At 53.5% G+C, this 24,074-nt stretch carries 21 protein-coding genes and 1 riboswitch; of the genes, 10 read left to right on the forward strand and 11 right to left on the reverse strand.

All coding sequences use genetic code 11. The annotated features are described in order from the left end of the window. Window positions 1–4: 4 nt before the first annotated feature. On the reverse strand, window positions 5–1,006 hold the full coding sequence (locus tag HPY71_09780) for a hypothetical protein (protein ID NPV53796.1): 1,002 nt from the start codon (window positions 1,004–1,006) through the stop codon (window positions 5–7). A gap of 264 nt (window positions 1,007–1,270) precedes the next feature. Between HPY71_09780 and HPY71_09785 the strand changes: the two genes are divergently transcribed. Further along, entirely contained in the window at window positions 1,271–1,753 is a 483-nt protein-coding gene (locus tag HPY71_09785) for a DUF456 family protein (GenBank protein ID NPV53797.1), read from the forward strand. A gap of 112 nt (window positions 1,754–1,865) precedes the next feature. Here the strand turns inward: HPY71_09785 and HPY71_09790 are convergent, their stop codons facing one another. Continuing rightward, window positions 1,866–3,161 (reverse strand): Nramp family divalent metal transporter, encoded by a 1,296-nt coding sequence (locus HPY71_09790; GenBank protein NPV53798.1) that lies wholly within the window; start codon window positions 3,159–3,161, stop codon window positions 1,866–1,868. 147 nt (window positions 3,162–3,308) lie between these two features. Continuing rightward, the gene (locus HPY71_09795) at window positions 3,309–4,574 is read right to left on the reverse strand and encodes a magnesium transporter (GenBank protein ID NPV53799.1); all 1,266 of its coding nucleotides are present in this window, start codon (window positions 4,572–4,574) and stop codon (window positions 3,309–3,311) included. A gap of 381 nt (window positions 4,575–4,955) precedes the next feature. On the opposite strand from HPY71_09795, the gene HPY71_09800 reads away from it, so the two are divergent. Further along, on the forward strand, window positions 4,956–6,110 hold the full coding sequence (locus tag HPY71_09800) for a hypothetical protein (GenBank protein ID NPV53800.1): 1,155 nt from the start codon (window positions 4,956–4,958) through the stop codon (window positions 6,108–6,110). Window positions 6,111–6,324: 214 nt separating this feature from the next. Here the strand turns inward: HPY71_09800 and HPY71_09805 are convergent, their stop codons facing one another. Beyond that, the gene (locus tag HPY71_09805) at window positions 6,325–6,633 is read right to left on the reverse strand and encodes a hypothetical protein (GenBank protein NPV53801.1); all 309 of its coding nucleotides are present in this window, start codon (window positions 6,631–6,633) and stop codon (window positions 6,325–6,327) included. Between HPY71_09805 and HPY71_09810 the strand changes: the two genes are divergently transcribed. Continuing rightward, a complete protein-coding gene (locus HPY71_09810) occupies window positions 6,620–6,886 on the forward strand; it encodes a hypothetical protein (GenBank protein ID NPV53802.1) in 267 nt (88 codons plus the stop codon). The genes HPY71_09805 and HPY71_09810 overlap by 14 nt on opposite strands. A gap of 593 nt (window positions 6,887–7,479) precedes the next feature. Here HPY71_09810 and HPY71_09815 read toward each other — a convergent pair. Next, complete coding sequence (locus tag HPY71_09815) at window positions 7,480–9,774, reverse strand: vitamin B12-dependent ribonucleotide reductase (protein NPV53803.1); 2,295 nt, start codon at window positions 9,772–9,774, stop codon at window positions 7,480–7,482. A 350-nt stretch (window positions 9,775–10,124) separates the two neighbouring features. Between HPY71_09815 and HPY71_09820 the strand changes: the two genes are divergently transcribed. After that, the gene (locus tag HPY71_09820; protein ID NPV53804.1) at window positions 10,125–10,922 is read left to right on the forward strand and encodes a methyltetrahydrofolate cobalamin methyltransferase; all 798 of its coding nucleotides are present in this window, start codon (window positions 10,125–10,127) and stop codon (window positions 10,920–10,922) included. Between the two features lie 140 nt (window positions 10,923–11,062). Next, complete coding sequence (locus HPY71_09825; protein NPV53805.1) at window positions 11,063–13,201, forward strand: DUF4445 domain-containing protein; 2,139 nt, start codon at window positions 11,063–11,065, stop codon at window positions 13,199–13,201. Here HPY71_09825 and HPY71_09830 read toward each other — a convergent pair. Continuing rightward, entirely contained in the window at window positions 13,155–13,745 is a 591-nt protein-coding gene (locus HPY71_09830; protein ID NPV53806.1) for an ECF transporter S component, read from the reverse strand. The genes HPY71_09825 and HPY71_09830 overlap by 47 nt on opposite strands. A 219-nt stretch (window positions 13,746–13,964) precedes the next feature. Continuing rightward, a riboswitch (FMN riboswitch) is annotated at window positions 13,965–14,108 on the reverse strand. Window positions 14,109–14,351: 243 nt separating this feature from the next. Between HPY71_09830 and HPY71_09835 the strand changes: the two genes are divergently transcribed. The 5 genes from HPY71_09835 (at window position 14,352) to HPY71_09855 (ending at window position 19,876) form a co-directional block, all read left to right on the forward strand. Further along, entirely contained in the window at window positions 14,352–15,356 is a 1,005-nt protein-coding gene (locus tag HPY71_09835; GenBank protein NPV53807.1) for a sugar-binding transcriptional regulator, read from the forward strand. 173 nt (window positions 15,357–15,529) lie between these two features. After that, a complete protein-coding gene (locus tag HPY71_09840) occupies window positions 15,530–16,810 on the forward strand; it encodes an ABC transporter substrate-binding protein (GenBank protein ID NPV53808.1) in 1,281 nt (426 codons plus the stop codon). Between the two features lie 236 nt (window positions 16,811–17,046). Continuing rightward, window positions 17,047–17,946 (forward strand): sugar ABC transporter permease, encoded by a 900-nt coding sequence (locus HPY71_09845; GenBank protein NPV53809.1) that lies wholly within the window; start codon window positions 17,047–17,049, stop codon window positions 17,944–17,946. A 111-nt stretch (window positions 17,947–18,057) separates the two neighbouring features. Further along, a complete protein-coding gene (locus HPY71_09850) occupies window positions 18,058–18,912 on the forward strand; it encodes a carbohydrate ABC transporter permease (GenBank protein NPV53810.1) in 855 nt (284 codons plus the stop codon). Window positions 18,913–19,021: 109 nt separating this feature from the next. Further along, a complete protein-coding gene (locus tag HPY71_09855; protein ID NPV53811.1) occupies window positions 19,022–19,876 on the forward strand; it encodes a class II fructose-bisphosphate aldolase family protein in 855 nt (284 codons plus the stop codon). A 64-nt stretch (window positions 19,877–19,940) separates the two neighbouring features. Here HPY71_09855 and HPY71_09860 read toward each other — a convergent pair whose 3' ends face one another. The 5 genes from HPY71_09860 to HPY71_09880 form a co-directional block, all read right to left on the reverse strand. Next, window positions 19,941–21,452, reverse strand: coding sequence for a hypothetical protein (locus tag HPY71_09860; protein NPV53812.1), 1,512 nt, complete (start codon window positions 21,450–21,452; stop codon window positions 19,941–19,943). An 88-nt stretch (window positions 21,453–21,540) separates the two neighbouring features. Further along, entirely contained in the window at window positions 21,541–22,158 is a 618-nt protein-coding gene (locus HPY71_09865) for a class II aldolase/adducin family protein (protein NPV53813.1), read from the reverse strand. Window positions 22,159–22,262: 104 nt separating this feature from the next. Next, entirely contained in the window at window positions 22,263–23,102 is an 840-nt protein-coding gene (locus HPY71_09870; GenBank protein NPV53814.1) for a carbohydrate ABC transporter permease, read from the reverse strand. A 5-nt stretch (window positions 23,103–23,107) separates the two neighbouring features. Further along, window positions 23,108–23,770: a sugar ABC transporter permease gene (locus HPY71_09875; GenBank protein ID NPV53815.1), complete on the reverse strand. Its 663-nt coding sequence runs from the start codon at window positions 23,768–23,770 to the stop codon at window positions 23,108–23,110. Between the two features lie 39 nt (window positions 23,771–23,809). After that, a complete protein-coding gene (locus HPY71_09880) occupies window positions 23,810–24,037 on the reverse strand; it encodes a sugar ABC transporter permease (protein ID NPV53816.1) in 228 nt (75 codons plus the stop codon). Between the last annotated feature and the right edge of the window lie 37 nt (window positions 24,038–24,074).

The raw sequence follows: 24,074 nt of genomic DNA on the forward strand, positions 1-24,074 counted from the left end.
GCATTTATGTCATCACCTGAGCAAGGGTCCTGCCTATATACTCAAGCCATGTACCGTAAATAGTCCCCTTCCTGAGCTCATACTCTAAAGTATCAAGAAGCCCATCCACCGTGGTGAGGTCCTTATGCTTATACGTGCTCCTTATGACAGCGCTTATATAGAACGGGTCTGAGTCCACAAGCTTATTGAGGTATACAGCTACATCCTCTCCCACAGGCACCCCTGTTATGAGGCTATAGTTCAAAACAGCCTCGAGGCCCTCCTCCTCTGTGAGGTTTCCGAGCTCCATCTCAATGAACCTGCCGGGTAGCTGCATATGGATTATGTTCTTGAGCCAACTTACCCAGCTGCCAGTCACGAGCAGGGGGGCTATCTTGGACTCTGCAAGGGAGAGATATGAGCCCGCGAGGTCATTTATCCTGATGGTACACGCCTTATCCCTGTATATCTCACTATTCAGGAACTGGAACTCGTCTATGATTTGCACTATGTAGTCCCCGGTTACGCTTGCTATCCTGTGGGGCGCAGCCTGCGCGTGATCCCATATTATATCTACAAGGCTCTCCTTTTCGAGGACGGATTTGAAGGCCCGGATGTTATCTACGACTTTCTTGAGCCCGAGCTCATCCGCTTTAGCCTCGAGGACATCTAGTGACTTGGGTTCCCTATAGAGCTCGATATCTCTGCTCTTAAACCCGATATATTGAGACATAAAGGCCCTATAGAAGATATCTGCAAAATCTACAACCCACTTGCTCCCCTCTTTTACCTCAAAGTAAAATGGGATGACCTTCCCGTTCTGGGTGTAGACGATATTGCAGAACCTCTCTACAAGGGCTGTCTTGCCCTTCTTCCTCCGGGAGAGCAGGGCCGTGGAGCGGGAGAGCTTTCGGGGTACATTCCCCACCCATTCCTCGAGAAATGAGAGCTCGTCCCGCCTTCCCACAAAGAGCTCAGGCTGGCCTATCCTCTCTTCTATCGCATGGATCAGGTCTTTTTGGTGCATATCACACGACCCCTCCCCGTCAGTCAGCCAGGGGTATTATATGGTTATACGTAAGGTTACAACTAGCGAACCCGAGACAATCTTAGGGCCCGGCACGAAGCTGGAATTGGATGACATCTTCATTCTATACTACAAATACATCTTCTTCAAGGCTCAACCCAATTTTCAACTTTTCGGTTAGATCGTTTGTATGGTCGGTTGCTATACCATCGGCTGCTGGGTTATACTACGATCAAGGGAAGCCTTTATGAGGAGTGGTGTAGTATGGCTGCAATTGGCATGTTCCTCGCCATCATCCTCTTCATCCTCGGGCTCGCGGGTACGGTGCTGCCTGTGTTGCCCGGGGCGCCCCTAATATGGCTTGGAATACTCATATATGGCCTCTTTACGGGCTTCGCGAAGCTATCCCTTCTCTTTTATCTTGGACAAGGCCTCGCCGTCCTGCTCACCGTGCTGGTCGACTATGCGGGCACGGCATACGGGGCGCGGAGATATGGCGGCTCGCGCGCAGCGATCTGGGGGAGCGCAGCTGGCATCTCCGTGGCGCCTATATTCATGGGCGTGCCAGGGTTCATAATCGGCCCTTTCCTGGGGGCGTTCATCGCCGAGGCCCTGGCAGGGCGTCCTATTAACCCGGCTTTTCGAGCAGCCTTCGGGACCCTGATCGGCCTCGTCGGGTCCACCATCCTCAAACTCGGCATCGAAATAGGGATGATAGTCTGGTTCTACTGGACCGTCCTCAGGTGATTAGATCAGACCAGGCTGGGCCTCAGATTGAGACTGGGCTCGAGACCGGGCCTTAGGTAAGGTTGCTTCTCAGGTAAGGTTGGGCCGGGGGCGAAGCCCGACCCTCAACTGCTTAATTACTTAACAGAGCCGGGAAGAGGCTCAGGATGAACCATGCCACCGTGAGCCCGATCAGGCACACGACCGTTATCCAAGCAATAAGGTTGAAGAACGGCGAATTTACATGCTGTCCCATGATCCTCCGGCTGTTTACAAGCTTCAACATGAAGATGAGGATCACCGGCAGGAGTATCCCGTTTACCTCCTGCGAGCGCAACATCACCTTCATGAGCGAAGTGCCGGGCAGAAGCACCACCACGGCGCCGATGGCTATGAGCGCCGTGAAGAGCGAGAAAAAGATGGGCGCCTCTCTAAATTCATTATCGATCCCGCTTTCCCAGCCGAAGGCCTCGCATACGGCGTAGGCCGTGGAGAGAGGGAGCACGGCCGCAGCCAGGGCAGATGCGCCGAAGAGACCGATTGAAAAGAGGTAAGTGCTATACCTCCCCGCCAGGGGCGCCAACGCCAGCGCGGCATCCTTCGCCGTTTCTATGGGGATCCCTGCTCGAAAGAGTGTAGCTCCTGTCGACACAATTATGAAGAAGGAGATGAAGTCGGTCCAGAACGCGCCGAAGAGCACGTCGAGCTTCTCGTATCGATAATGTGAGATCGTTATTCCCTTATCCACGACGGTTGCCTGTATGAAGAACTGCATCCACGGCGTTATGGTCGTGCCTATTGTTGCTATGAAAAGGAGCATAAACCCGGGCTCCACCTTGAACGTCGGCACCAGCATCCCTCGCGTGACTTCGCTCCAATCCGGCCGGGCCATGAAGCCTGATGCTACATAGCCCGCGAAGGTAAGTGCGAAGAGAAGCAGGAACCGCTCAACCGCCTTATATGACCCCTTTACCACGAGCCCCCAGAGCATGACCGCGATGAGCGGCACGGAGACATATTTGGGCACCCCGAATATCTCCATGCTCGCCGCTATGCCAGCGAACTCGGCTGCGCAGGTTGCTACATTGGCCACGAGCAGCACGAGCATGGCGAAGAAGGTCCACCGGACCCCAAATTCCTCGCGGATGAGGTCTGATAGCCCCTTGCCCGTGACAGCCCCCATGCGTGCGCCCATTTCCTGGACTATGGCGAGGCTGACGGTTATGAGGATGATCATCCAGAGCAGGCTGTAGCCCTCGCGCGCCCCTACGATGGCATAGGTTGCGATCCCACCCGCATCGTTGTCCGCCGTGGCGGTAAGCAGGCCAGGACCCATGATGGAGAGGAATATCGCGACCTGTCGCTTCAGCCTTTGAAGAGAACCCTGAAACCATTTTGCACGATCCGCTACTGTCTCCCATAGTGCCATTGCCTTCCACAACCCCATCACCGGTCCTTTCCGCGCGAAAAGCGCCATGATTGCTGCGAAACCTTGCCAAGTTCGAAGTCTTGTTAAGCCAGGGTGCAGAAATCCTTGCTATTTTGCTATTTTTCGTGTCTACTCCCGGGTCTATCCCTACGATTTTCTTTTCAGTCGTCGTCGGCGTGGCGGCGTCAATACGAGGTCAAACACATCATCCACGGTCACTATGCCAACCAGGCGGCCCTGAGCATTGACTACCGGCACCGCCAGGAAGTCGTATTTATTGATGATCTCGGCGATTTCTTCTGGCGGGGCATCCACGCCCACCTTGATTACATCAGTTATCATGATCTCCGAGATCGGCGTCGACGGGGCGGCGACTATGAGATCCCGGAGCGAGAGGACGCCTATGAGTGTTTCACTCTCATCGACCACATATAGATAGTATATGGTTTCAGCCTCAGGTGAAAGTCGCCTCAGTTCGTTTATAGTTTCCTCAGCTGTGAGAGAACCCCTGAACGCCAGGAACTCGGTGGTCATAAGGCCGCCGGCGGTATCCTCATCGTAATCGAGAAGCTCGCGCACCTCGCGCGCGTCTTCCTCGTCCATCCGCCTCAGGAGGTCCTTTGCCTTCTCTTCATGCAGCTCGCCCAGCAGGTCAGCAGCATCGTCGGGATCCATTTCCTCCAGAATATCGGCGGCCTTCTCCTCCGCGAGGTTCTGCAGGATGACGGTTTGAACCTCCGGCTCCACCTCCTGCAGCATCTCGGCTGCCTTTTCGGAATCGAGCGCGTGGAAGATAGCCGTTTGTTCCTTGATATGGAGGTCCTCGATTATCTCCGCCATGTCGGCAGGGTGTAGCTTGAAGAGCTTTTCATGCGAAACTACGAGTTTCGCGCCGGCTAATTCCGTTTCCAGTAGCTCCACGGAATTCCAGCTTATAAGGCTTTCCTCCAGGCGTATCCCTTTGAGGCGCGCCAGCGCAGCAGCAAGCTTGGAGCCCAGGAGCCGCCTCAGGAGCCCCGGTGCGCCGATATCAGCGGCGATGAGGCGAACCTCATTCCCCGCATCTGCTAGCTTGAGATCGTTGACCCGCACCACCTTGCGGCCATTAGTATCCACTATTTGCTTATCTAGTATATCCCTGGCCAGGAGGATTTCACCCTCGCGGGGCTCCGCCGGCCCGAGCGTGACCCGGGGGGAGCGTAGTTTAAAGGAGCCATGCTCGAAGGCCAGTATGTCATTCCATTCTACAAGGGCCGTCTTGCCCCCTCCGATCTCGATTTTCAGGAGAGAAGCCCTTGGAAAGCTATCTGCGAGAGAGACGCCAATGTCCCCGACACGCCCGATCCGCTGGTTTTGGTCGTCTAGCACAGGGCGGCCAAGGAGTTCGCTTAGAAAGACGCCGTGCGGGAACATGAGTCAGTCAAACCCCCTTTTTAAACCTACATATGTATAATGTGCCCACCGGGCGAAATTGTCAATGGGTAGGCAATGAACAATGAATGAATGTAGTTTACATAACATCGCATGTTATGCTATGATATTCGTGCTATGGGCTCGTTCTATGACTCACGCTATGGGCCCTTGCTATAGGCTCGTCCTATGCTCTTGCCATGGGCGATCTCGCGCGTCGCGCGCCTGACTGACCCCGTAGGCCATGCGGCATTGGCATCTCTATGGCGGCCTCTGTGGGGGCGGGCACGGCGTTCGGCCGGCGGCCTTGTGGCCCTATATCGGCGGCCCTGTGGTCCTGATAGTGGATAGCATGAGCATAGCGGGTGGGAGAGGAGAATTCAAATGAATATATTGCTCAGGTTGTGCGGATCACGCGGGCGCATATGTAATCCGGGCATTCTTATCCTATTGTTGTTGTGCCTGGTTTTTTTCGAGATAATGGTAATAATAACGGGCATAATGACGCCAGGCATGAAACTGGATATTGGGCAAGCACCCCTGACCCATCTCGCAGGTGGAGGTAGTCAGGGGAAGGCCGGGCACAGGCCCTTTGCCTTACCCGGGGCTACCTTACCTGGGAGGCTGGGCTATGAGGACTATGAGGCCTGGATTAATACGGACCGGGGCCATCTGAAGGAGATTGCGAGTTTAGCCTGGGAAAATCAGGGACAAGCCGTGGCGCTTTTGCAACAAGAAATAAGGGCGATCCGCGATAATATAATTAAGATTGAACAAACCGGGGCGGCGTATGTCGACCCCCGGAGGCAATATCGTATTTACGACCCGTCCACAACGGGCAGGCTTTACGCCCTGCACGCAGGGTTGAAGGCGAGGGAGTGGTTGATAGCCTCGGGGTTCAGCCTATCTCCTGGCGCTATCTGGAATTCTGAACGGGTTTGGGATGAAGGCCATAAGCTCCAGCCCACGCCCCCACAGAAGTATGCGCAGGTATCTGAGGTGGCCAGGGCGCTGAATGAGATTGATTTGCCAGATGAGGCATTCATAGGTTACCGGGTGTACCTTTTGCCTTATTCCATGGGTAATACGAGCGGTGAAGGAGGCCCGGGCTACAGCATAATAGCGAGCGAGCCGGCGGGCGTGGACCTGATACCTAACCAGGTGTACCTGACCGTTACGCACGAGTTCGGGCACCATCTTCACCTGACCTACATCGGTGAAGACTACGCATCTAACCCCATGCTCTGGCGCAAGTATATGGATATCAGGGGCATACCCCGGTGGAGCAGCGATGGCGAGGTTAAGACAGCAGCATGGAAGAACTCACCCGAGGAGGCCTTTGCCGAGGACGTCAAGGTCTTGCTTGGTGGCAGGGAGGCGCGGGAGGATGCCTACCTGGCGGGTTACGGCGACCCGAGAACCGATCCAGCAAAGGCTAAAAGGCTCGCGGCATTCTTCCGGCAGCTCGTTAGCACCGGCACCGGGCGCGAATCCTACGCGCTGGCCAGGGGGGCTCATCGTTCACCGTGGCTTGACTAATGCAAGGCAGGCCAAAGCGGCTCGAAGATTCGAAGAACAGTTTGGTCGGGTTGGGGGCATTTACCGGGCGCCACCATCTATTCTGGCTCGCACCTATCCTGGCTGGCATGCCCGGTAAACGCCCCTCGAATCTGCCCATCCCATTCCAAGCGAATCTTTCTGACCTTCTGAATCTCATTTTCTTGGATTCTACTGAATCCTGCTCTGCTGAGTCCTACCTTCCCGGTGTCCCCGGTGCAGGGGCGGTCGGAGGCCTCTTTGTCCTGGCAGCCTCAAACTTATCTGCCAGCTTCCGAAGATCTGAAAGATCCTTATCAACCATGCTCTTGTTCTTCAGGCCCACGTCTCCTATGAGCTTATTTACTTTGCTCTCGAACGCCGCCAGATCAGCGCTTTTGACCAGGTTTCCGGCCTTGCCGCGATAGGCGGTCCATGTCCGGCGGAGGGTCGATGCCTCATCCCTCGCTCTGGTCCAGTCGTTTTTATCGACTGCGGCTTTGACTCGATCTATGTCCCGTTTCAAATCCGTCGGAGTTGGCGCAGGTGCGGTTGGAGCGGGACGGGTCGGAGCCGGGCGTACAGGCGCCGGCGCAGGACGAGTAGGCGCGGGTCGCACTGGAGCCGGGCGGGTCGGTGCCGGCCGCGGCCTGACTGGAGAGGGCCTTGTGAGCCTCCTGGATCCTGCGATAATTCCACCAATCGCGAGGATGACTATCAACAGCACAATTATTCGTGTGGTGGTCGCGTTCCCGTTGCCGTTTCTGTTGCCGCCTTGATTCCTGTTTTCGCCGTTCATTTCCCTTGATCACCTCCCGTGAAGATATTATTCCCTCATGTGGTTGAATTAAATACGAGAGGTGATATGGTGACATGAGGATCTGAGCTCGGTTTATGTAAATCCTGCTTTGGATAATCAAAACATATGTCAATAGTTGGCCTCTGTTTTGGATAATAATTGTTTTTAGATAAACTGTTTTTAGATAAAATGAAGAGTCCCGGTAGTACCCGGGACTCTTCATTCCCTTCATCATCCTTGTTCCCTTCATCATCCTTGTTTCTTATTTCCCGGTTTTGTTAATTCCACGGGAATAGGAAACAGAAGAGGAAAATTATGATGATGATGATTATAATCCACCACCACCAGCCATCGAACTTAGCTTCGGGCATACAATCATCCCCCTTTCACGCGCCCTTGTGGGCCGATATATCATACGCGAAAGGGGGTTTAGGTGTGCAATCGCAAACACGCCGTGCGCTGCGGCGCGGCGCGGGTTGAAGCCTGTGATAGCGGGCGGTGTCGACTGCGTCCGACTATTTGACTATCCGACTACCAATTGCTAACCACATCCAGCTACAATTAAACTGCAATTCAACTACATTTAGAATACCCGCAGAGGATGCATGTGGAACATCCATTCTCGTGCCTCATGTGGCCGCCGCACTCGGGACAGGCTCCAGTCAGACCATCCCAGTTGTCAGGAGGCCCGCTCTCGGCTTCAGGGTCGGGGTCAGGATCAGGACTGGGAGCCGCCGGGCTGGCGCCACCTGCCGCCGCATCACCCTCCTGACCCCGGGTTGACCGGATGTAGTGTTCGAGGACGATACCTATGGCATCAGGGCACGACGATATGATCTGCCCACCTTTTTGCCACGACGGGGATGGGCACCGGATCCCGCGTAGATGCTTGATAATCCACTCAGGCTTAACCCCTGCTCTGAGGGCCAGGGAGATCAACCTGCTTATGGCCTCCGACTGGGCTGAGGCGCAGCCCCCGGATTTGCCTATCGACGTGAAGACCTCACAGAGGCCGTGCTCGTCTTCGTTCACGGTTACGTAGACATTTCCGCACCCTGTGCGGACCTTCTCTGTGCGGCCGAAGGTTACCTGAGGCCGCTTTCTAGGAACCCTCTCGACGTATCCCTCCTCATGCTGCAGGGCTTTTTCCCGATCCGCGGGTTGGGGGCTTTCGCCCTCGACCCGCAGCACCTGGGACTCCCTGCTCCTGTCACGGAAGACCGTGATACCCTTGCACCCGAGCTCGTAGGCGAGCATAAGCGCCGAGCGGACATCATCCCGAGTGGCGTCGTGCCTGAGGTTGACGGTCTTTGAGACCGCATTATCTGTGAACTCCTGAAATGCCGCCTGTATCCTCACGTGCCATTCGGGCGAGATGTCATGAGCCGTTGCGAACAGCCTCTGGATGTCTTCTGGAATCTCAGGGATGCCCCGGACGCTTCCAACCTCAGCGATGCGTTTCATCAACTCATCGCTATAGAAACCGCGTTCCCTCGCTATGTCCTGGAAGAGGGGATTCACCTCTATAAGCTTGTCGTTATCCAGGACGTTCCGGACATAGCAGACGGCGAACAAAGGCTCCACTCCACTAGAGCAGCCTGCTATGATGCTTATCGTGCCAGTGGGGGCGATCGTGGTTATCGTGGCGTTTCTGAGCATGGGCCCGCCGGGCACGTCATATATGCTGCCCTTGAAGTTAGGAAATGGCCCGCGCTCCCGGGCCAGGTCGGCTGATGCGTCGCGCGCGGCGCGCTGGATGAAGCTCATGACCTCGCGCGCCTTCTCCACGGCCTCGTCGCTATCGTAGGGGACACTGAGCTTGATCAGCATATCCGCGAACCCCATCACCCCGAGGCCTATCTTGCGGTTGCCGTGGACCATCTTTTCTATCTGCTCGAGGGGGTAGCGGCTCGCATCTATGACATCGTCCAGGAAACGGACCGCAAGTCTTACGGTATCTTCCAGATGGGAGTCATCTATTTCCGGCTTCCCTTTTTCATTTTGCCTCACCATATGGGCGAGGTTGATTGAGCCAAGGTTGCATGCCTCGTAAGGCAAAAGTGGCTGTTCCCCGCAAGGATTCGTGCTCTCTATGACTCCAAGCTGGGGGGTAGGATTATCTCTATTGATCCTGTCGATAAAGATGATCCCTGGATCGCCATTTTTCCAGGCCCCATCCACGATAGCATCGAAAATATCCCTGGCGCGCACGGTCTTTACAACTTCACCGGTCCTTGGGTTTACTAAGTCGAAAGGCTCATCTGCCTTTACAGCCTCCATAAAGGCGTCGGTCGCCGCGACAGATATATTGAAGTTGGTCAATTCCTTATCGTCGCGCTTGGAGGTTATGAACTCGAAGATGTCCGGGTGGTCGACTCTGAGGATCCCCATATTTGCCCCGCGTCGTTTTCCGCCCTGCTTCACAGCGTTTGTCGCGGCGTTGAAGACCTTCATGAATGAAACCGGGCCGCTCGCCACCCCTCCGGTGGAAGAGACCTCGTCCCCCTTCGGCCTCAGGCGAGAGAACGCGAATCCAACGCCCCCGCCCGACTTCTGGATCAACGCTGCATATTTTACAGCATCAAAAATCCCCTCCATGGAGTCTTCCACGGGCAGGACGAAGCACGCGGCGAGTTGCTGCAACTCCCGGCCGGCATTCATGAGGGTCGGGGAATTCGGCATAAACTCCAAGTTAACCATCATATCGAAAAATGCCTCTTCTATCTTCTTTGCCTCTCCCTCGGTCTTGCCGTAAACCCTGGATTCAACCTGAGCGATGTTGCCGGCGACGCGCCGGAACATGTCCTCAGGGCCTTCTGCGGGCTTTCCATCCTTTTTCTTCAGGTAGCGGCGTTCGAGGACGGTCATGGCATTTGGAGAGAGCCTCGCTTTCCCGGACACAGAGATTGGTCCCCCCTAATCCTTTGGTATTAGGAACTTGTAGTCTTGAGAACTTTTGCGACATTCAATACCAATATATTGTGATGGTTTAATCTTACCATACAATATATTGGGTGTCCAACCTGAACATCGCTAGCCCGAGTCTATAGTGGCAAGTTATCCTGTTTTGTGGTTTTGTTTCGAGGTATGCCATAACTTTTTGGTCATAAGACATCAGCACGCGGAAAGAGGAGTTTTTTTAGCGGAGTCGAATTCTTAGGAAGTCGAACCTTTAATACAAAAAGTATTCTATCAGGGAAAAGGAGCGGTAGAAGGGTATGCTGATTGTCGGGGAACGCATAAACACGAGCAGGCCCAAGGTTGGACCTGCGGTTGAAGCGCGCGATGTGAGCTTTATTCAAGATATGGCGTCAAAGCAGGCTCAGGCGGGGGCCCACATGATCGACGTAAACGCAGGCACACTCGTGAATGAGGAGCCCGAGGCTCTTGTCTGGCTGGTGAACACCGTGCAGGAGGCTGTCGATGTCCCGCTTTGCATCGATAGCCCGAATCCCGTTGCCATCGAGGCTGCGCTCAAGGCATGCCGTAAGAAGGCGATGGTCAGCTCCGTGACCGCCGAAAAGGAACGTTACGAAAAAATAACGCCTCTCGTCAAGCAATATGGCGCATCGATTGTAGCCTTGTGTATGGACGAAAGCGGCGTCCCCGACAGCGCCAAGGATAGGATCGCCATCGCTGAGCGCCTGGTCGCAGATCTTACTCGGGATGGGATCCCGCTGGACGATATCTACCTGGACGTCATGGTGCGCCCCGTGAGCGTCTCGGCAAGGGATGGGGTCGAGACCCTCGAGACCACGAGAGGGATCATGCAGGGGATCCCGGGGGTCCACACCATCTGCGGGCTCAGCAACGTGTCATTTGGGCTACCCCTCCGAAAGCTCTTGAATAGGGCCTTCCTTTGCATTCTGATGGGTGCCGGGCTTGATGGCGCCATCCTTGATCCCCTCGACAAGGAGATCATGGCGGCGGTATATGCATCCGAGGCCCTGCTGGGTAGGGACGAGTTTTGCATGAATTATATCATGGCCAACAGGGATGGCAAACTTAGTGTATAGTGTATAATGTGTACCGGTCAATTACCCCCGACCAAGGTCGGAGGCATGCCAGCTAGTTTACAGAAGGAGGGTATGGGCGCGTTTATCCTCCAAAACTCGTAAAATGAAAATGAATTGGGGGCATTCTGCGCCAGTTATTTGTGAAGGCTGAGAGGGATATAGCGATAGATCAGGTTGTCAGGATAAGCATAAGCGTAAGCGGGGAACCCGGCGGAGAAGGGCTCAAGGAGGAGGGTGGTCCGGGAGGCGAAAGCGAAGGTAGCTGGGGTAAAAGCGAGGCGCTGCGAGACAGGCGGCAGATGAGCGTTCGAGGCCGGGGCGGGAAGCAAATATCTGTCGAGGAAGGGACGACCCTGCTTGACGCCATAGTCCAGTCGGGCATGCGGATCAGGGCGTCGTGCGGCGGCAAGGGGACCTGCGGCAAGTGCCGCGTCTACGCCTCGGGCGAGCTCAGCCCCGTCACCTCCCGCGAAGAGGCTTTTCTATCCCCCGGTGAGCTTGCAGCCGGCCTCCGGCTTGCGTGCCAGGCAAGGGCCCTCGGCGACGTGGATATCAGGATCCCCTCTGAGACTCAGATCACCAGGGCCCAGATTTTGACTGCGGGCGTGGTGGGGGATGGGCGTGAGGAGCAAGGGCAAGGGCATGGTCATGCGCTTCAGGTGGACCCGCTCGTGCGCAAGGTCTACCTCGAGCTCGACCTGCCTTCGCTCGATGATACTGATGCTGATTTCGAGCGCCTCGAGCGCAAGGTTGCGGCGACGCCACGGCTCCGGGTCCCGCGGGTCTCCGCTGGCCTGGATGTGATACGCCGTATGCCGTTCATAATCCAGGAGGCTGACTATAAGGTTACAGCGGTCTTGAATTCCCTCGAGGCGGAAGCGCCGGCAACGGCAACGGTAATGGCAACGATACTGGCCCTAGAGCCAGGCGACACCACAGACAGGTGCTATGGCGTGGCGTTTGATATCGGGACGACAACGGTTGCAGGGTTCCTGATGGACCTGGTCACCGGCCGGGAGGTCGGCGTGGCCTCCCGCATGAACGCGCAGGCGGCATATGGCGATGATGTAATCTCCAGGATCGGGTTCGCTAGGGATAACCCTGATGGCACCGACAGGCTGCAGGAGAAGATCATCGGGGTTCTCAATTCAATTATCGATGATTTGACCCGGGATTCTGGTATCGAGAAGGACAATATATACCTAATGACGGTTGTTGGGAATACCTGCATGCACCACCTCTTTCTCGGGGTGAACCCGGGCCAGCTCGGCGTCTCGCCTTACGTCCCGGTTATCAAGAGCCTGCTTGCCGTCCCTGCCCGCGACCTCGGCATCAGCATCAACCCTACGGCGCCCGTGGTTGTGTTGCCGAATATAGGGGGATTTGTCGGGGCTGATACTGTTGGGGTTATCCTCGCGACATCGCTCTACCGCGGCGACGAGCTCAGGCTTGCGATCGACCTGGGGACAAACGGCGAGATGGCGCTGGGGTCCAGGGAGCGGATTGTAGCCTGCTCGACCGCCGCCGGCCCGGCATTTGAGGGAAGCCGCATAAGCCAGGGAATGCCCGCCATGACAGGGGCCATTGAGTGGGTGGAGATCAACGATGATGTCGAGGTCCGTGTCGTGGGTGGCCCGGGGACCCCTGCCCGCGGCATCTGCGGGTCAGGCCTCCTGGACGCGGTCGCGGGGCTTCTCAGGCTGGGCATTATCGAGGAGACCGGGAGGATGTTGAGGCCTCTTGAATGCGAGGAGCTCACGGGGCGGCGCCTGCCGCCTGCGATAGCGAGGCGGGTCAGGGAAGGCCGGCGCGGGCTTGAGTTTGTCCTTATAGAGGATTTTGCAGATGATCTTGCGGATGATCACAAGGCTGGCGGGGCTGGCGGGTCTGTTGTCCTGACCCAGCGAGATATCCGCGAGTTCCAGCTGGCCAAGGGGGCGATATTTGCCGGGACGCAGATTCTAAAGGGAATAATGGGCGTGGAGGACAAGGATATATCAGAGGTGCTTCTGGCGGGGGCATTTGGAAACTACCTGAGAAAGGAAAGCGCCCGGGCGGTGGGGTTGATTCCCCAAATCCCCCTGGAGCGGGTGAGGGGGGTAGGGAACGCGGCCGGCACGGGCGCGAAGATGGCGCTCCTCTCGAAGGCGCAGATCATGGCCGCTGAGGCGCTTGCCGGCCGCGTGGAATACATCGAGCTGGGGAGTCACCCGCGGTTCCAGGAGGAATTCGCTAGAGCGATGTTTTTTCCGCGACCTGACGACCATGCCGGCGCGTGAGGGCTGCCCCCCTCACGAAGCCAACCACGCGCTTATAGAGAAGGAAGGTTATAGTTGAGTTTATACCCGCCTTGACGAGGTTGAACGCGATGATCCACCAGATTACGCTCATTACCTTCGCCGTGGACCATCCATACATCCCGTAGAATATCGGCGTCAGGATGAGGTTTGCCGGTATCATCACGAGTGTCATCGCCAGCGTGCCGGCGGCGAGGGCCAGGACCGCACCTGATTTTGTATGGTGCTTTCCATAGATTACGCTTGCCGTGCCAACCAGGGCGCCTGTGGCCAGGAAGTGCATCAGGGCGCCGAATGGCCCACCGAGGCCTGTAAGCAGGGCCATAAGTATAGCCACTATGCAGGTGACGGCCAGCCCGGCTGCCGGCCCTAGAGCGAAGCCAATGACAAGTATGGGGACGTCGGCAGGCTCGTAGATCAGATCTGCGACCGCCGGGAAAATGGGAAACCGGATAAGAAGCGCGAGCGCGATGGAAATAGCTGCGAAGATGCCCAGCATTGCGATTTTCTTTGTCCTGTTCATCATCAATCTATGCCCTCCTGTCATCTTCGATCGTCTTTTTTGATCATCCTTGATCCCTGACCATCTTTGATTCATTTCATTCCGATCTGGTTTGATTCCCCGAAGACCGTGTTGCGGCGGCCTCCCGGTCCAAACTTCGGTCTAAACCCCGGTCTAAAAAGAAAGCCCTGGGGTTTAAGGTTTAACCTCAGGGCAAATCAAGCAAGATCAAATCACAATAATCTCGCCTTCTTCCGTCCGGACTCTACCGTCGGTCCTGGCATCTCACCAGGTCGACCGCTCGAGGCCAACCGCTCGAGCGGCTCGTGGACTCTGCCTCTCCGCATTACCACCGGTCGGGAATTTCACCCTGCCCTGAAGGTCGGGTATATAACTATATTTAGTTTTATTCTATATCGAGCCCACCAGTATTTCAAGGGGTTGGCACAGAAATTTTATCAGTAGGCAGGAGGAGTTTCAATGTTGATGTTGAATATTATCTATGCGTGAACAAATGATCAGAACAAAAATAAAGTCTATAACATGCGTTCAAACCAGTGTCAGCGTCAGGGTGCCTTCGGACCTCCCAGGTTTAGTGTCCTCGAGTTTAAAAAGGGGTTGTGGTTTTTAGTGCAGTCGATAAATGAAGAAAGAAGAGAATTAGAGCTGGTTGTTCGCGCTGCGAGATTATATTATGAAGATCGCCTCACACAGATGCAGGTCGCGAAGCAACTTCATTTGTCCCGGCCCAAGGTGAGCAGGCTCCTTAAACGGGCGCGCGACGACGGTTTTATACAGATTAGGATATCGGATCCGTTTGAGGATCAGAGCGAGCTTGAAAGGGCCCTCAAGGATCGCTTCGGTTTGCTCGAGGCTTTGGTGATCCCAAGCGGGGCCGATTCTCCCGATGAGATCAGCAGGGATATCGGCAGGGCCTCCACGGAGTTTGTCATGAAATTCATTCGGGATAAAGATACCATTGGGGTAGGCTGGGGAACGACGATATATAATTTCCTTCAATCTCTTCAAAATGTCAGCCCGCCTGAGAGGAATGCGACGTTCGTTCCCTTGATAGGCGGGCTCGGAGAGGCTGAGGATTACTTTCAGGTCAATGACTTTGCTCGCCGGCTTCATGCTAAGCTGGGCGGTATATGGCATTCGCTTCATGCCCCCGCTCTGGTCGGATCCAGTGAAATCAAAGGCGCGTTGTTATCCGATGCGAATATTAAGGCTGCGACCTCACTATGGGAACGGCTCAATGTCGCCCTCGTGGGTATAGGAGCTTTTGGATATCAGGAGAACGTTCATCCTCCCATGCTGCATACCCGCTATTTCAGCAGGGAGGATATAGAGGCGATAAAAGATGAACGGGCTGTAGGTGATATCTGCTCGAGATTTTTTGATATTAATGGAAGGCCTTGCAAATTGAACATAAACGACCGGATAATAGGGATCGAACTGGAACAATTGCGTCGGGCGGACGTATCTATCGCAATGGCTGGAGGCTTGCATAAGGTTAACGCGATCCTTGGAGCGCTTAGAGGGGGATTCGTTAACATGCTCATAACCGATAAGGCTACAGCCTTGAGGTTGCTTCAATTTGCAGCTGCCAGAGACGATTACCCTGCAGAGTGAGGCCGGAGATGATCGAAGATGATTTATTGGAACAACATGTCGTATCTGGTAGTCGGGGAAGGAGGGGTTATTAAGTTTGAAAGGAATGTTGTGCTAAGAAAGAATATTTTGGTAAAAGTGTTAAATGCAGAAAAGCGGAAAATAAAATGATAGAAAAATGAGGAGGGTTTTCGATGAGACACTTCGGAAGGATTGCAGTTCATATCATAATAGTCGGCGTGATCATAGGAACCCTTTTGTGCGCAGGTTTGGTAAGTGCTGCCAGTCCAACCGCCATTAAGTTCTGGGGAGGCTGGACTGGCCCGGATCGTTTCGGCATGGAGAAGATCGTGACTAATTTTATTAAAGAAAATCCTGATATCCGCGTGCAATTCTTCACCGCTCCCTGGACGGAGGTTTTTACCAAGTTCGGTACCACCTTTGGGACGAGCGCCGGTCCGGATCTGCTGGCGATGCATGTAGCGGACATATCTCAATTCGCCTCGCGGGGAATGCTGTTGCCTGTTGAGGATATCGCCGCTCAAAACAAGATACAGGCGAGCGACTTCCCGCCTTCCGTTTGGCAGGGTCAATTCTATAAGGGCAGGCAGTATGGTATCCCATTAGATTATCACCCGATGGCGATTTACAAGAATGTTGACTTGTTTAAAAAGGCCGGCCTGGATCCTAATATAACATTCGATAGTAAAGAAGAATTCATTAACGCCTTGAAGAAACTTACTGTAAAGGATAGTTCAGGCAAGATTGTTCAATATGGTATCGCGATCGGGTCAAACCACCCACATACTATGAGATACTGGTACAGCCTGCTCTTCCAGGCGGGCGGGTCGTTCTTGAATGAGAGCGGCACCAAGGCCGCCTTTAATAGCGAGGCAGGCGTAAAGGCGCTGCAGTTTTTACATGATTTAATCTACACCTATAAGGTTGCTCCTACCCACGAGAGCGATATCGATAAGGATTTCCTGACAGGGCGGGTTGCAACGCTGATCGAAGGCCCATGGTGGGTGCCGGGTATCAAGGAGCAGAAGGGTCTTCAGGCGACAGTCGCTCCATTCCCGAAGATATTTGAGAAGCCGGCGGTGTGGGCCGGTTCCCATACTTTGACGCTTCCTAAACAGGCGAATAAAAAGAAGCTAGACGCGGCGATCAAGCTTTTGAACTACATTATCGCTCACAGCGTGGATTGGGGAGCCGCAGGCCAGATTCCGGCGTCGAAATCGGTTATAGCGAGCGAGGCATATAAGAACCTGGTTGACTACAAGTATTATAAGACTTTCATCGACCAGGCTGATACGATCCGCTATGAACCCCTGATGGTGCAAAATGCAAGTTTCGGCTCGGATAATCAGATGTCGCCGGTCCTCAACGCTATCTTTGCTGTTATTCTCAACGAGAAGACCCCCAAAGAGGCGCTTGATGAGGCAGCGGAGGAGGTCAACGCAATCCTCGAGTAGCGGGGATATTCTTCCTTGCTTGGCTGTAGTTAATGCTTGCAGCTAGAGTGAGGCCTAGAGAAGACTATAACAGAATGCCTGGATGCTGGATGCCAGGGAGGCGGGGGTGGCAGGCGATGATGCCTGCCACCCTATTCAAGCGCCCCTCGCTCCGGGTAGATGCGAACGTCGCTGGATGCCTGGGGTGTAGCTGACAGGTTAGACGCAGTGCATATCGGCAGAGAGGGGTAGAGTGGATGAGACCATTCAATCGCGAACAGGCTTTTAGGCGAGTTCTCTTACGAGCTCTGGATTCCTCATTATTATTTCTGGCCCCATATTTTGTTATATTCCTTCTCTTCAAGCTCGGCCCGATTATAGCGAATTTCTTGGTGAGCGCATACAGGCTTGATATTGTCGGGGGAGGGGAATTCATTGGGCTTAAAAACTATCATCACCTGTTGACGGATCGGCTTTTTTGGGTGGCCCTCCGAAATACCCTTTATTACCTGGTGCTGGTTGGACCGGTAGTGATCATTGGTGGCTTCCTTCTCGCTTTACTGCTCAACCAACCGCTACGTGGTCGTGCATTCGCACGAGCGGCGGTTTTTATGCCTTATGTAATAATGGTCACTGTTGTCGGCGCCTTATGGCGCTGGATCCTCGAGAGCAGGTTCGGAATTTTAAACTATTACCTGGGGCTTCTGGGTATAGGGCCGGTCTATTGGCTCACGAGCTCATCCACCGCCATGATAGGGATAGTCATTGCCACAGTATGGTGGACTATAGGGTATAATACTGTGATTTACCTGGCTGGCCTCCAAGATGTCCCCAGGGAGCTCATTGAGGCTGCGGAGATAGATGGTGCCGGTCCTTTGCGGTGCCTTACACAGGTGATAGTGCCGTTTTTGAGACCTACTACATTCTTTGTAGTCTTGACTACAGTGATTTATTCCCTGCAAGTTTTCGGACAGGTATATACGATGACTGGGGGAGGTCCCCGATATAGCACGCTAACTCTTGTGCAACACCTTTATGTTACAGGTTTTAGACTATTTAATTTAGGGTACTCGGCAACCATTAGCGTGGTTTTATTCATTGTGATACTTGTCATGTCCGCTGGCGTCTTCGGTTTTCTTAGACAGAATGTAGAGTGATGACAATAGCTCTATAGACATATTATTCCTAGAATCGGATGAGACCCACGGAGATATACTCGGGGTTTAGCTAAAAGGCTTACTCATGGTAATAGGGGAGTGGTCATGGGTATGGGTCGTACAGGTCTTGCGGTCAAGGAGTTTCGTACATTGCTCTTATATATTCTGTTGGGCGCTGTCACCGTCCTGGCCTTAGCCCCGACCGCTTGGATGTTTTCCACGTCGCTTAAGGCACGGGGTGCAGTTTTTGAACAGACTATACGTTGGATACCTAACCCGATAACCCTGGAGAATTATTCTCGGGCTTTCAGTTCACTGCCCTTGCTTACCTGGTTAAATAATAGCGCGCTTATTGCCGCATTTACACTCATACTTACGCTTCTATGCGACATATTGATTGCCTTTGCCTTTGCGAGGCTTGAATTCAGGGGTAAGAATCTACTCTTTATGCTAGTGCTTACGACTATAATGGTACCGAGCCAGGCCACGGCAGTGCCTATGTTCAAACTCATAAACTGGATGGGACTTATCGATACAAAGACTGGTATAGTAGTACCCCAGGCCGCGGAGGCCATAGGGGTTTTCTTGCTCACGCAATTCTTTAAGGGCATCCCGAAGGAACTGGGTGAAGCCGCAAGAATAGACGGATGTAGCAATTGGCAGATTCTCTGGAAGATAATTGTACCGCTATCCGGTCCTGCTATTACTGTGTTAACCATCTTGACCCTTGCGAATTCATGGAACAACTTCCTTTGGCCACTCATAGTGGCACAGAGCGAGGCATCGATAACCCTTCCTGTTGGGCTTGCAAGCCTCATGTCGGGCTTTAGCGAGGCTGCGGAGGCCAGGGAATATGGTTTGCTCATGGCTACATCGATGGTGGCGTGTCTACCGACGATAGTGGCTTTTCTGGTGTTACAGCAGAGATTTATAGAGGGCATCACTATGACAGGCCTTAAGGGGTAATTTGACTGGGGATTTGATTTGACTGGGAATCCGATATGAAGAGATAGGCAGAGGAAGCGGATGCGGTAGATTACGTTACTTTGATCAAATACCTGGGAGGCAATAAGGAATGATTTTCGCAGCATCGGCACAACTCTTAAATGATGCAGTGGCCAATAATTACATAGTCGGAGCATTTAATGTTTTTAATGCAGAATCAATAAGGGCAGTCGTAAAGGCGGCTGATGCAGCGGGGGTACCGGTGATAGTCTCGGTGGGCGAGCCTGATCTAAACTTCATGGGAGCGGATGCGGTGGCAGCTTTGACGGAGGTTGAGGCTGAAAAGGTGGATATTCCCGTAGGTCTTCACCTTGATCATGGGACGAGCCTGGGGAGCGTGGTGCGTTGCATTCAAGCAGGCTTCTCATCTGTTATGATCGATGCATCGGATATATCAGAGGAAGAAGGCATTGCTGTGGTGAAACAGACAGTAAACCTCTGTCATGCAGTCGGTGTCTCCGTCGAGAGTATGGTGGGAAGCCTGCGGCTTGCTACAGAGGATGAGGATGGGGTCGGCGAAGGTGGGACTAGAGAAGAATTGACCGACCCGGAAAAGGCTGAAGTATTTGTCCGGCGGACGGGGATCGACGCGTTGGCGGTATCCGTGGGTACAGAGCATGGAAGCTTTTTGGTAGGGAAGTCACCTGAGATCGATATGGTTAGGCTGGCGGAGATCTCACGGCGTGTAGATATTCCGTTGGTGGTACATGGCGGGAGTGCTATCTGCGATGCGCAATTGAAAGAGACGCGGGAACATAGGGTAGGTAAGATCAATATTGGTTCAGCTCTGAGAGTCGCATTCAGGGATGCGCTAGTAGATGCCTTCAAGGAGCCTAGGATAGATGCGCGGGAGGCACTTAAACGAGCTGAAGACGCCATGCGTCAAGTAGTATCTGACAGGATAGCTAAGTTAAGTCTTACCTAATTTGCCTGGAGCCGAATCTTGACGAACATTAAGAGCATGACGTGGTTTTATATGACCATGATTACTACCCCAGCGCTGCTATTGCCAATGAAGCTAGCTTCTCATAGAGCATATAGCTTTTTGTATATAGTTCATAAATATTTTTATCGGGCCTCTTCTCGAGAGCATGGTCCACCATTTTTGATATAATAGCGTCATATGAGTCGAATGCGCCCATGCCGTGCCCCGCAAGGAGGGCGGCTCCGAGCGCGCTTGCATCGCTGATGCCTGGCACGAATGCAGCACATCCCGTTACGTCGCATTTCTGCTGGACCCAGAATTCCGAGCGTGACGCGCCGCCTACTACGTGAAGGCGGTTTACTGCGACCCCGCAGCCTTTGAGGAATTCAACATTCCGCCGTAACTCATACCCCAGGCCGTCAATCAAGCCCTTAATGATGTCCTTACGGGTCGTAGCCAAGGTGAGACCCCAGACTACCCCCCTGGCATCAGGGTCGAACATAGGGGTGCCGGCTCCCGCAAAATAGGGCAAGACCAGGACCGGAGAAGGGGCTGAAGAGAGCTGGCTGAGAATCAATTCATAGGGATCGACCGCCTTTTCTGTCGCTTGAGCGATCTCGTGTCCCGCCAGGGTATCCCTGTACCACTGGAGAAGCACCCCACCCACCAGACTTCCCCCAGAGATGAGGTAGAGATCGGGGACTACATGGGGGATTACCTGATAGTGCCCCTCGCGTAACTTTGGAGAGATGGAGGCGTCCCTGGCCACGACGGCGATACATTCGGTTGTCCCTGTGTTGTCAAGAGCTATGCCTTCTTTAATTACGCCTGCGCCCAGTGCGGCGCACGCCTGATCCCAGCCCCCTGATACAAGGGCGCAGCGCCTGGGCAGGGCGAGATCCAGCCTCTCATTGGCTTCTTCGCTAACGTAGCCTACTACATCACCAGACGGTAGGGTTTCTGGAAGGATTTCTTGCTCAACACCAGAGGCCGATAGGATTTCATTTGACCAGGCCTTCTTGTTTATATCAAACAAAAGGGTGCGTGCAGCTAAGGAATGATCTATAGCGCAACGGCCGCAGAGGCGGTAGAACAGCATATCCTCCCAGCAGAGGAATTTCCATACCTTTTTATAGAGGGCGGGGTCTGTATGACGCCAGTAAAGTAGTTTCGCTAGGGTAAACATAGGGTGGCTGGAATGTCCCGTAATTTGAAAGAGACTCTCCACCCCAATGTCGGCGCCGAGCTTTTGAATCTCATCAGCCCCTCTCATATCCGCTGATGTTGTGGAGAGGGAGAGAGGGAGGCCTACCTCATCTAGAGGCGTCACGGCCTCGCCGAGGACGGAAGGCGCAATAGCTCTAATGGGGTCGCCGGCAGCCGCCGCGTTCGACGACGCTTGTCGGATAACCGAGCAAATCGCCCTCCAAACCTCGTCGGGATCTAATTCCGATAGACCAGGCTTGCGGTGAAGCAAGGGGTAACCGACATAAGCGCGACTGATTAGCTCTCCCGACTCGGAAATGACCAGGGCTTTGCATCCTGTTGTCCCTATATCTAGCCCCATGAGACTCATGACGGTGAACTCCTCCTTACTTTCTCACCTTGGCCTTTGCTGCTTATCTATTCCTGCCTGTTCCTGGGATCCCACTACTACAGCGCCTTTATGATTGTCCGTTCTTTTGACGGAGTTTATCCACCTCTGCTTGGGGCAGGAGGCGTTCTCCGCCGAGAAATCGCGCAACTAGTGTAACTTTAGCCGCGTTTTCGAGTATCTCAAGCCTATGAAAAGCATGTTGCATGTTTTTCCCCAGAGTTAGCACTCCATGGTTTTCCAGCAAGAAGCAGTCGTATGACGGAAGGTATTGTTCCACCTTCTTGGCCAGCTCCTCGCATGATGGCGTGCCGTACTCTACCAGCGGGATGTCACCGAGGAGAGCGGTAACCTCAGGAAGAATGCTGGAAGGGATACTCGTGTGGGCGGCGGCGAATCCTGTAGAAAATGGAGGGTGCCCATGGACTACAGCGTTGACGTCTGGCCGCAACCTGTAAGCGGCCAGGTGCATGTGAACCTCTGACGACGGCTTATAATTCCCTTCGAGTATGTTGCCTTCAAGGTCGACACGGACCATGTCTTCTGGGCTTACGGTTGCCTTATCGAGGCCCGACGGTGTGATAAGGACCTGGTTGTCAGGCAGACGCAGGCTGATGTTGCCTTCCGCCGCTACCACAAAGCCGCGTTTGTACATCCGGTGCATGGTATCGGCTAATAGTTTTTTCATCTCGTTGATCATTTCTGAATAAGCTTCGCTCTGATTGATAATTTCTTTCATCGTAAATAATGCCTCCTGGTTAGATTGCGATAGCATTTCGCAATATCATTTTCTTAACCCTTCAACGCTCCTGCGGTCAGGCCGCTGATGAAATTCCGTTGCAACGCCAGATAGAACACGATAATCGGGATGGTCACGACTCCGAGGATGGCGAATAAGTGACCCGGATACGCCAGGTAAATTCCGTTATAAATGATCGGTACCAAAATGAGGGGTTTGATGGGCACCTCGGTCATGACGAGCATGGCGAGGATAAATTCATTCCAGGACGTCATGAATTGCCAAATCGCGATAACCGCGAGAGCTGGCTTATTGAGCGGTAAAACGATTCGCCAAAAGATCATCCAGTCAGAACACCCGTCGATCCTGGCGGCTTCCTCAATTCCTTTCGGAAAGTTGTCAAAGGTGTTCTTCATAATCACCGTAGCAAAAGGAATGCCAAGTGCAACATAAGGTCCGATCAATCCCATATAGTTGTTTAACAGGCCGAGGTTTTTTATGATTTGCACCAAAGGAACCACAATTGCGGGGACCGGCAGCATCATCGTCAGCAGCATCATTAGAAAGAAAGTGCTTGACCCCTTAAACCGGATGATAGAGATGGCGTATGCGCAAGCTGACGCCAAGAGCATCACCAATAAAACGCTCCCGCCGGTGATGATGAGGCTGTTTTTGAAGTATACCAGAAGATTGTTTGAAGTCCACACATCCACGTAATTTTTGAACGTCGGATGGCTTACCCACAGGCCACCCCCATATGCCTCGCTAGCGGGTCGAACCGAAATTGCGATCATCATAATTATCGGAACCAGCCACAGTAAGGTAAAGGGTATGAGGAAAGCGTGCATCCCGATATGGGCCCACCGTCGCTGGATTTTTTGCGAGACTGCCATTTCCGTTATTCTCCTCTCGAGTACACACCTGACCGGAAGAACTTAAGTTGTAACACACTTAGCGTTATGCCCAATACTAATAATATTACTGATACCGTACTCGCATATCCCATGTTGCGTAGGGTAAACGCTTGAGTAAAAATATGTGTTGTCAACAACTCCGACGCGTGGTTCGGTCCACCCTGGGTTAAAACATACACTATGGCAAACGTCTGTAATGTTCCGATTACACCCAGGAGAATAAGCGTCAAATGAGTAGATGATAACATCGGCCAGGTGATGTGCAGCGTACGTTGCCAGGCTGAAGCCCCGTCAATCGTGGCTGCCTCAAAAATCTCTTTGGAAATCGACTGCAAACCCGCCAGGTACATCAACATAGACCAGCCGGTCCATTGCCATATATTAACCACGATTATCGAAAATATTGCAAGTTTAGGGTCAGCCAGCCACGGCCGGATTAAAGATTCCAGCCTTATATTGCGTAGAGTATTAGCTAAAACGCCCATATACGGGTCATAGATGTTTTGCCAAACCACGCCAATAACGACCGGGGAAATGATCGCCGGCATGTAGATGATTGCACGATAAATATTGCGTCCACGAAGAGGTTCGTTCAAAAAGAGCGCCAGGATGAAGCCCAGGAACATTTGCGGGAAAATCGTCAGCACGGCCCAAAAGAACTCATTTTTGACGGCTACGCGAAAGATTCAGTCGTTTGCAAAGACCTGAATATAGTTGCGAAGTCCAACGAAATGCATGTCGCCGACGCCGGACCATTTGAAAAAGCTCGCATATACGAGGTAAACACTTGGATAAAGCACGAATAGCGTAAAAAGAACCACCGTCGGCAAAATGAAGGAGCTTACTTCGAGATTTCGCCAAAGGAGCGGGGCTGCCGGACTGAGCAATCTGGGTAAAGCATTTTTGGATGACATAACTTACACACCTTCTTTGAACGTGCGGCGGGAAAAT

Source organism: Bacillota bacterium (genome assembly GCA_013178125.1).
In the GTDB taxonomy this organism is placed as follows: domain Bacteria; phylum Bacillota; class SHA-98; order Ch115; family JABLXJ01; genus JABLXL01.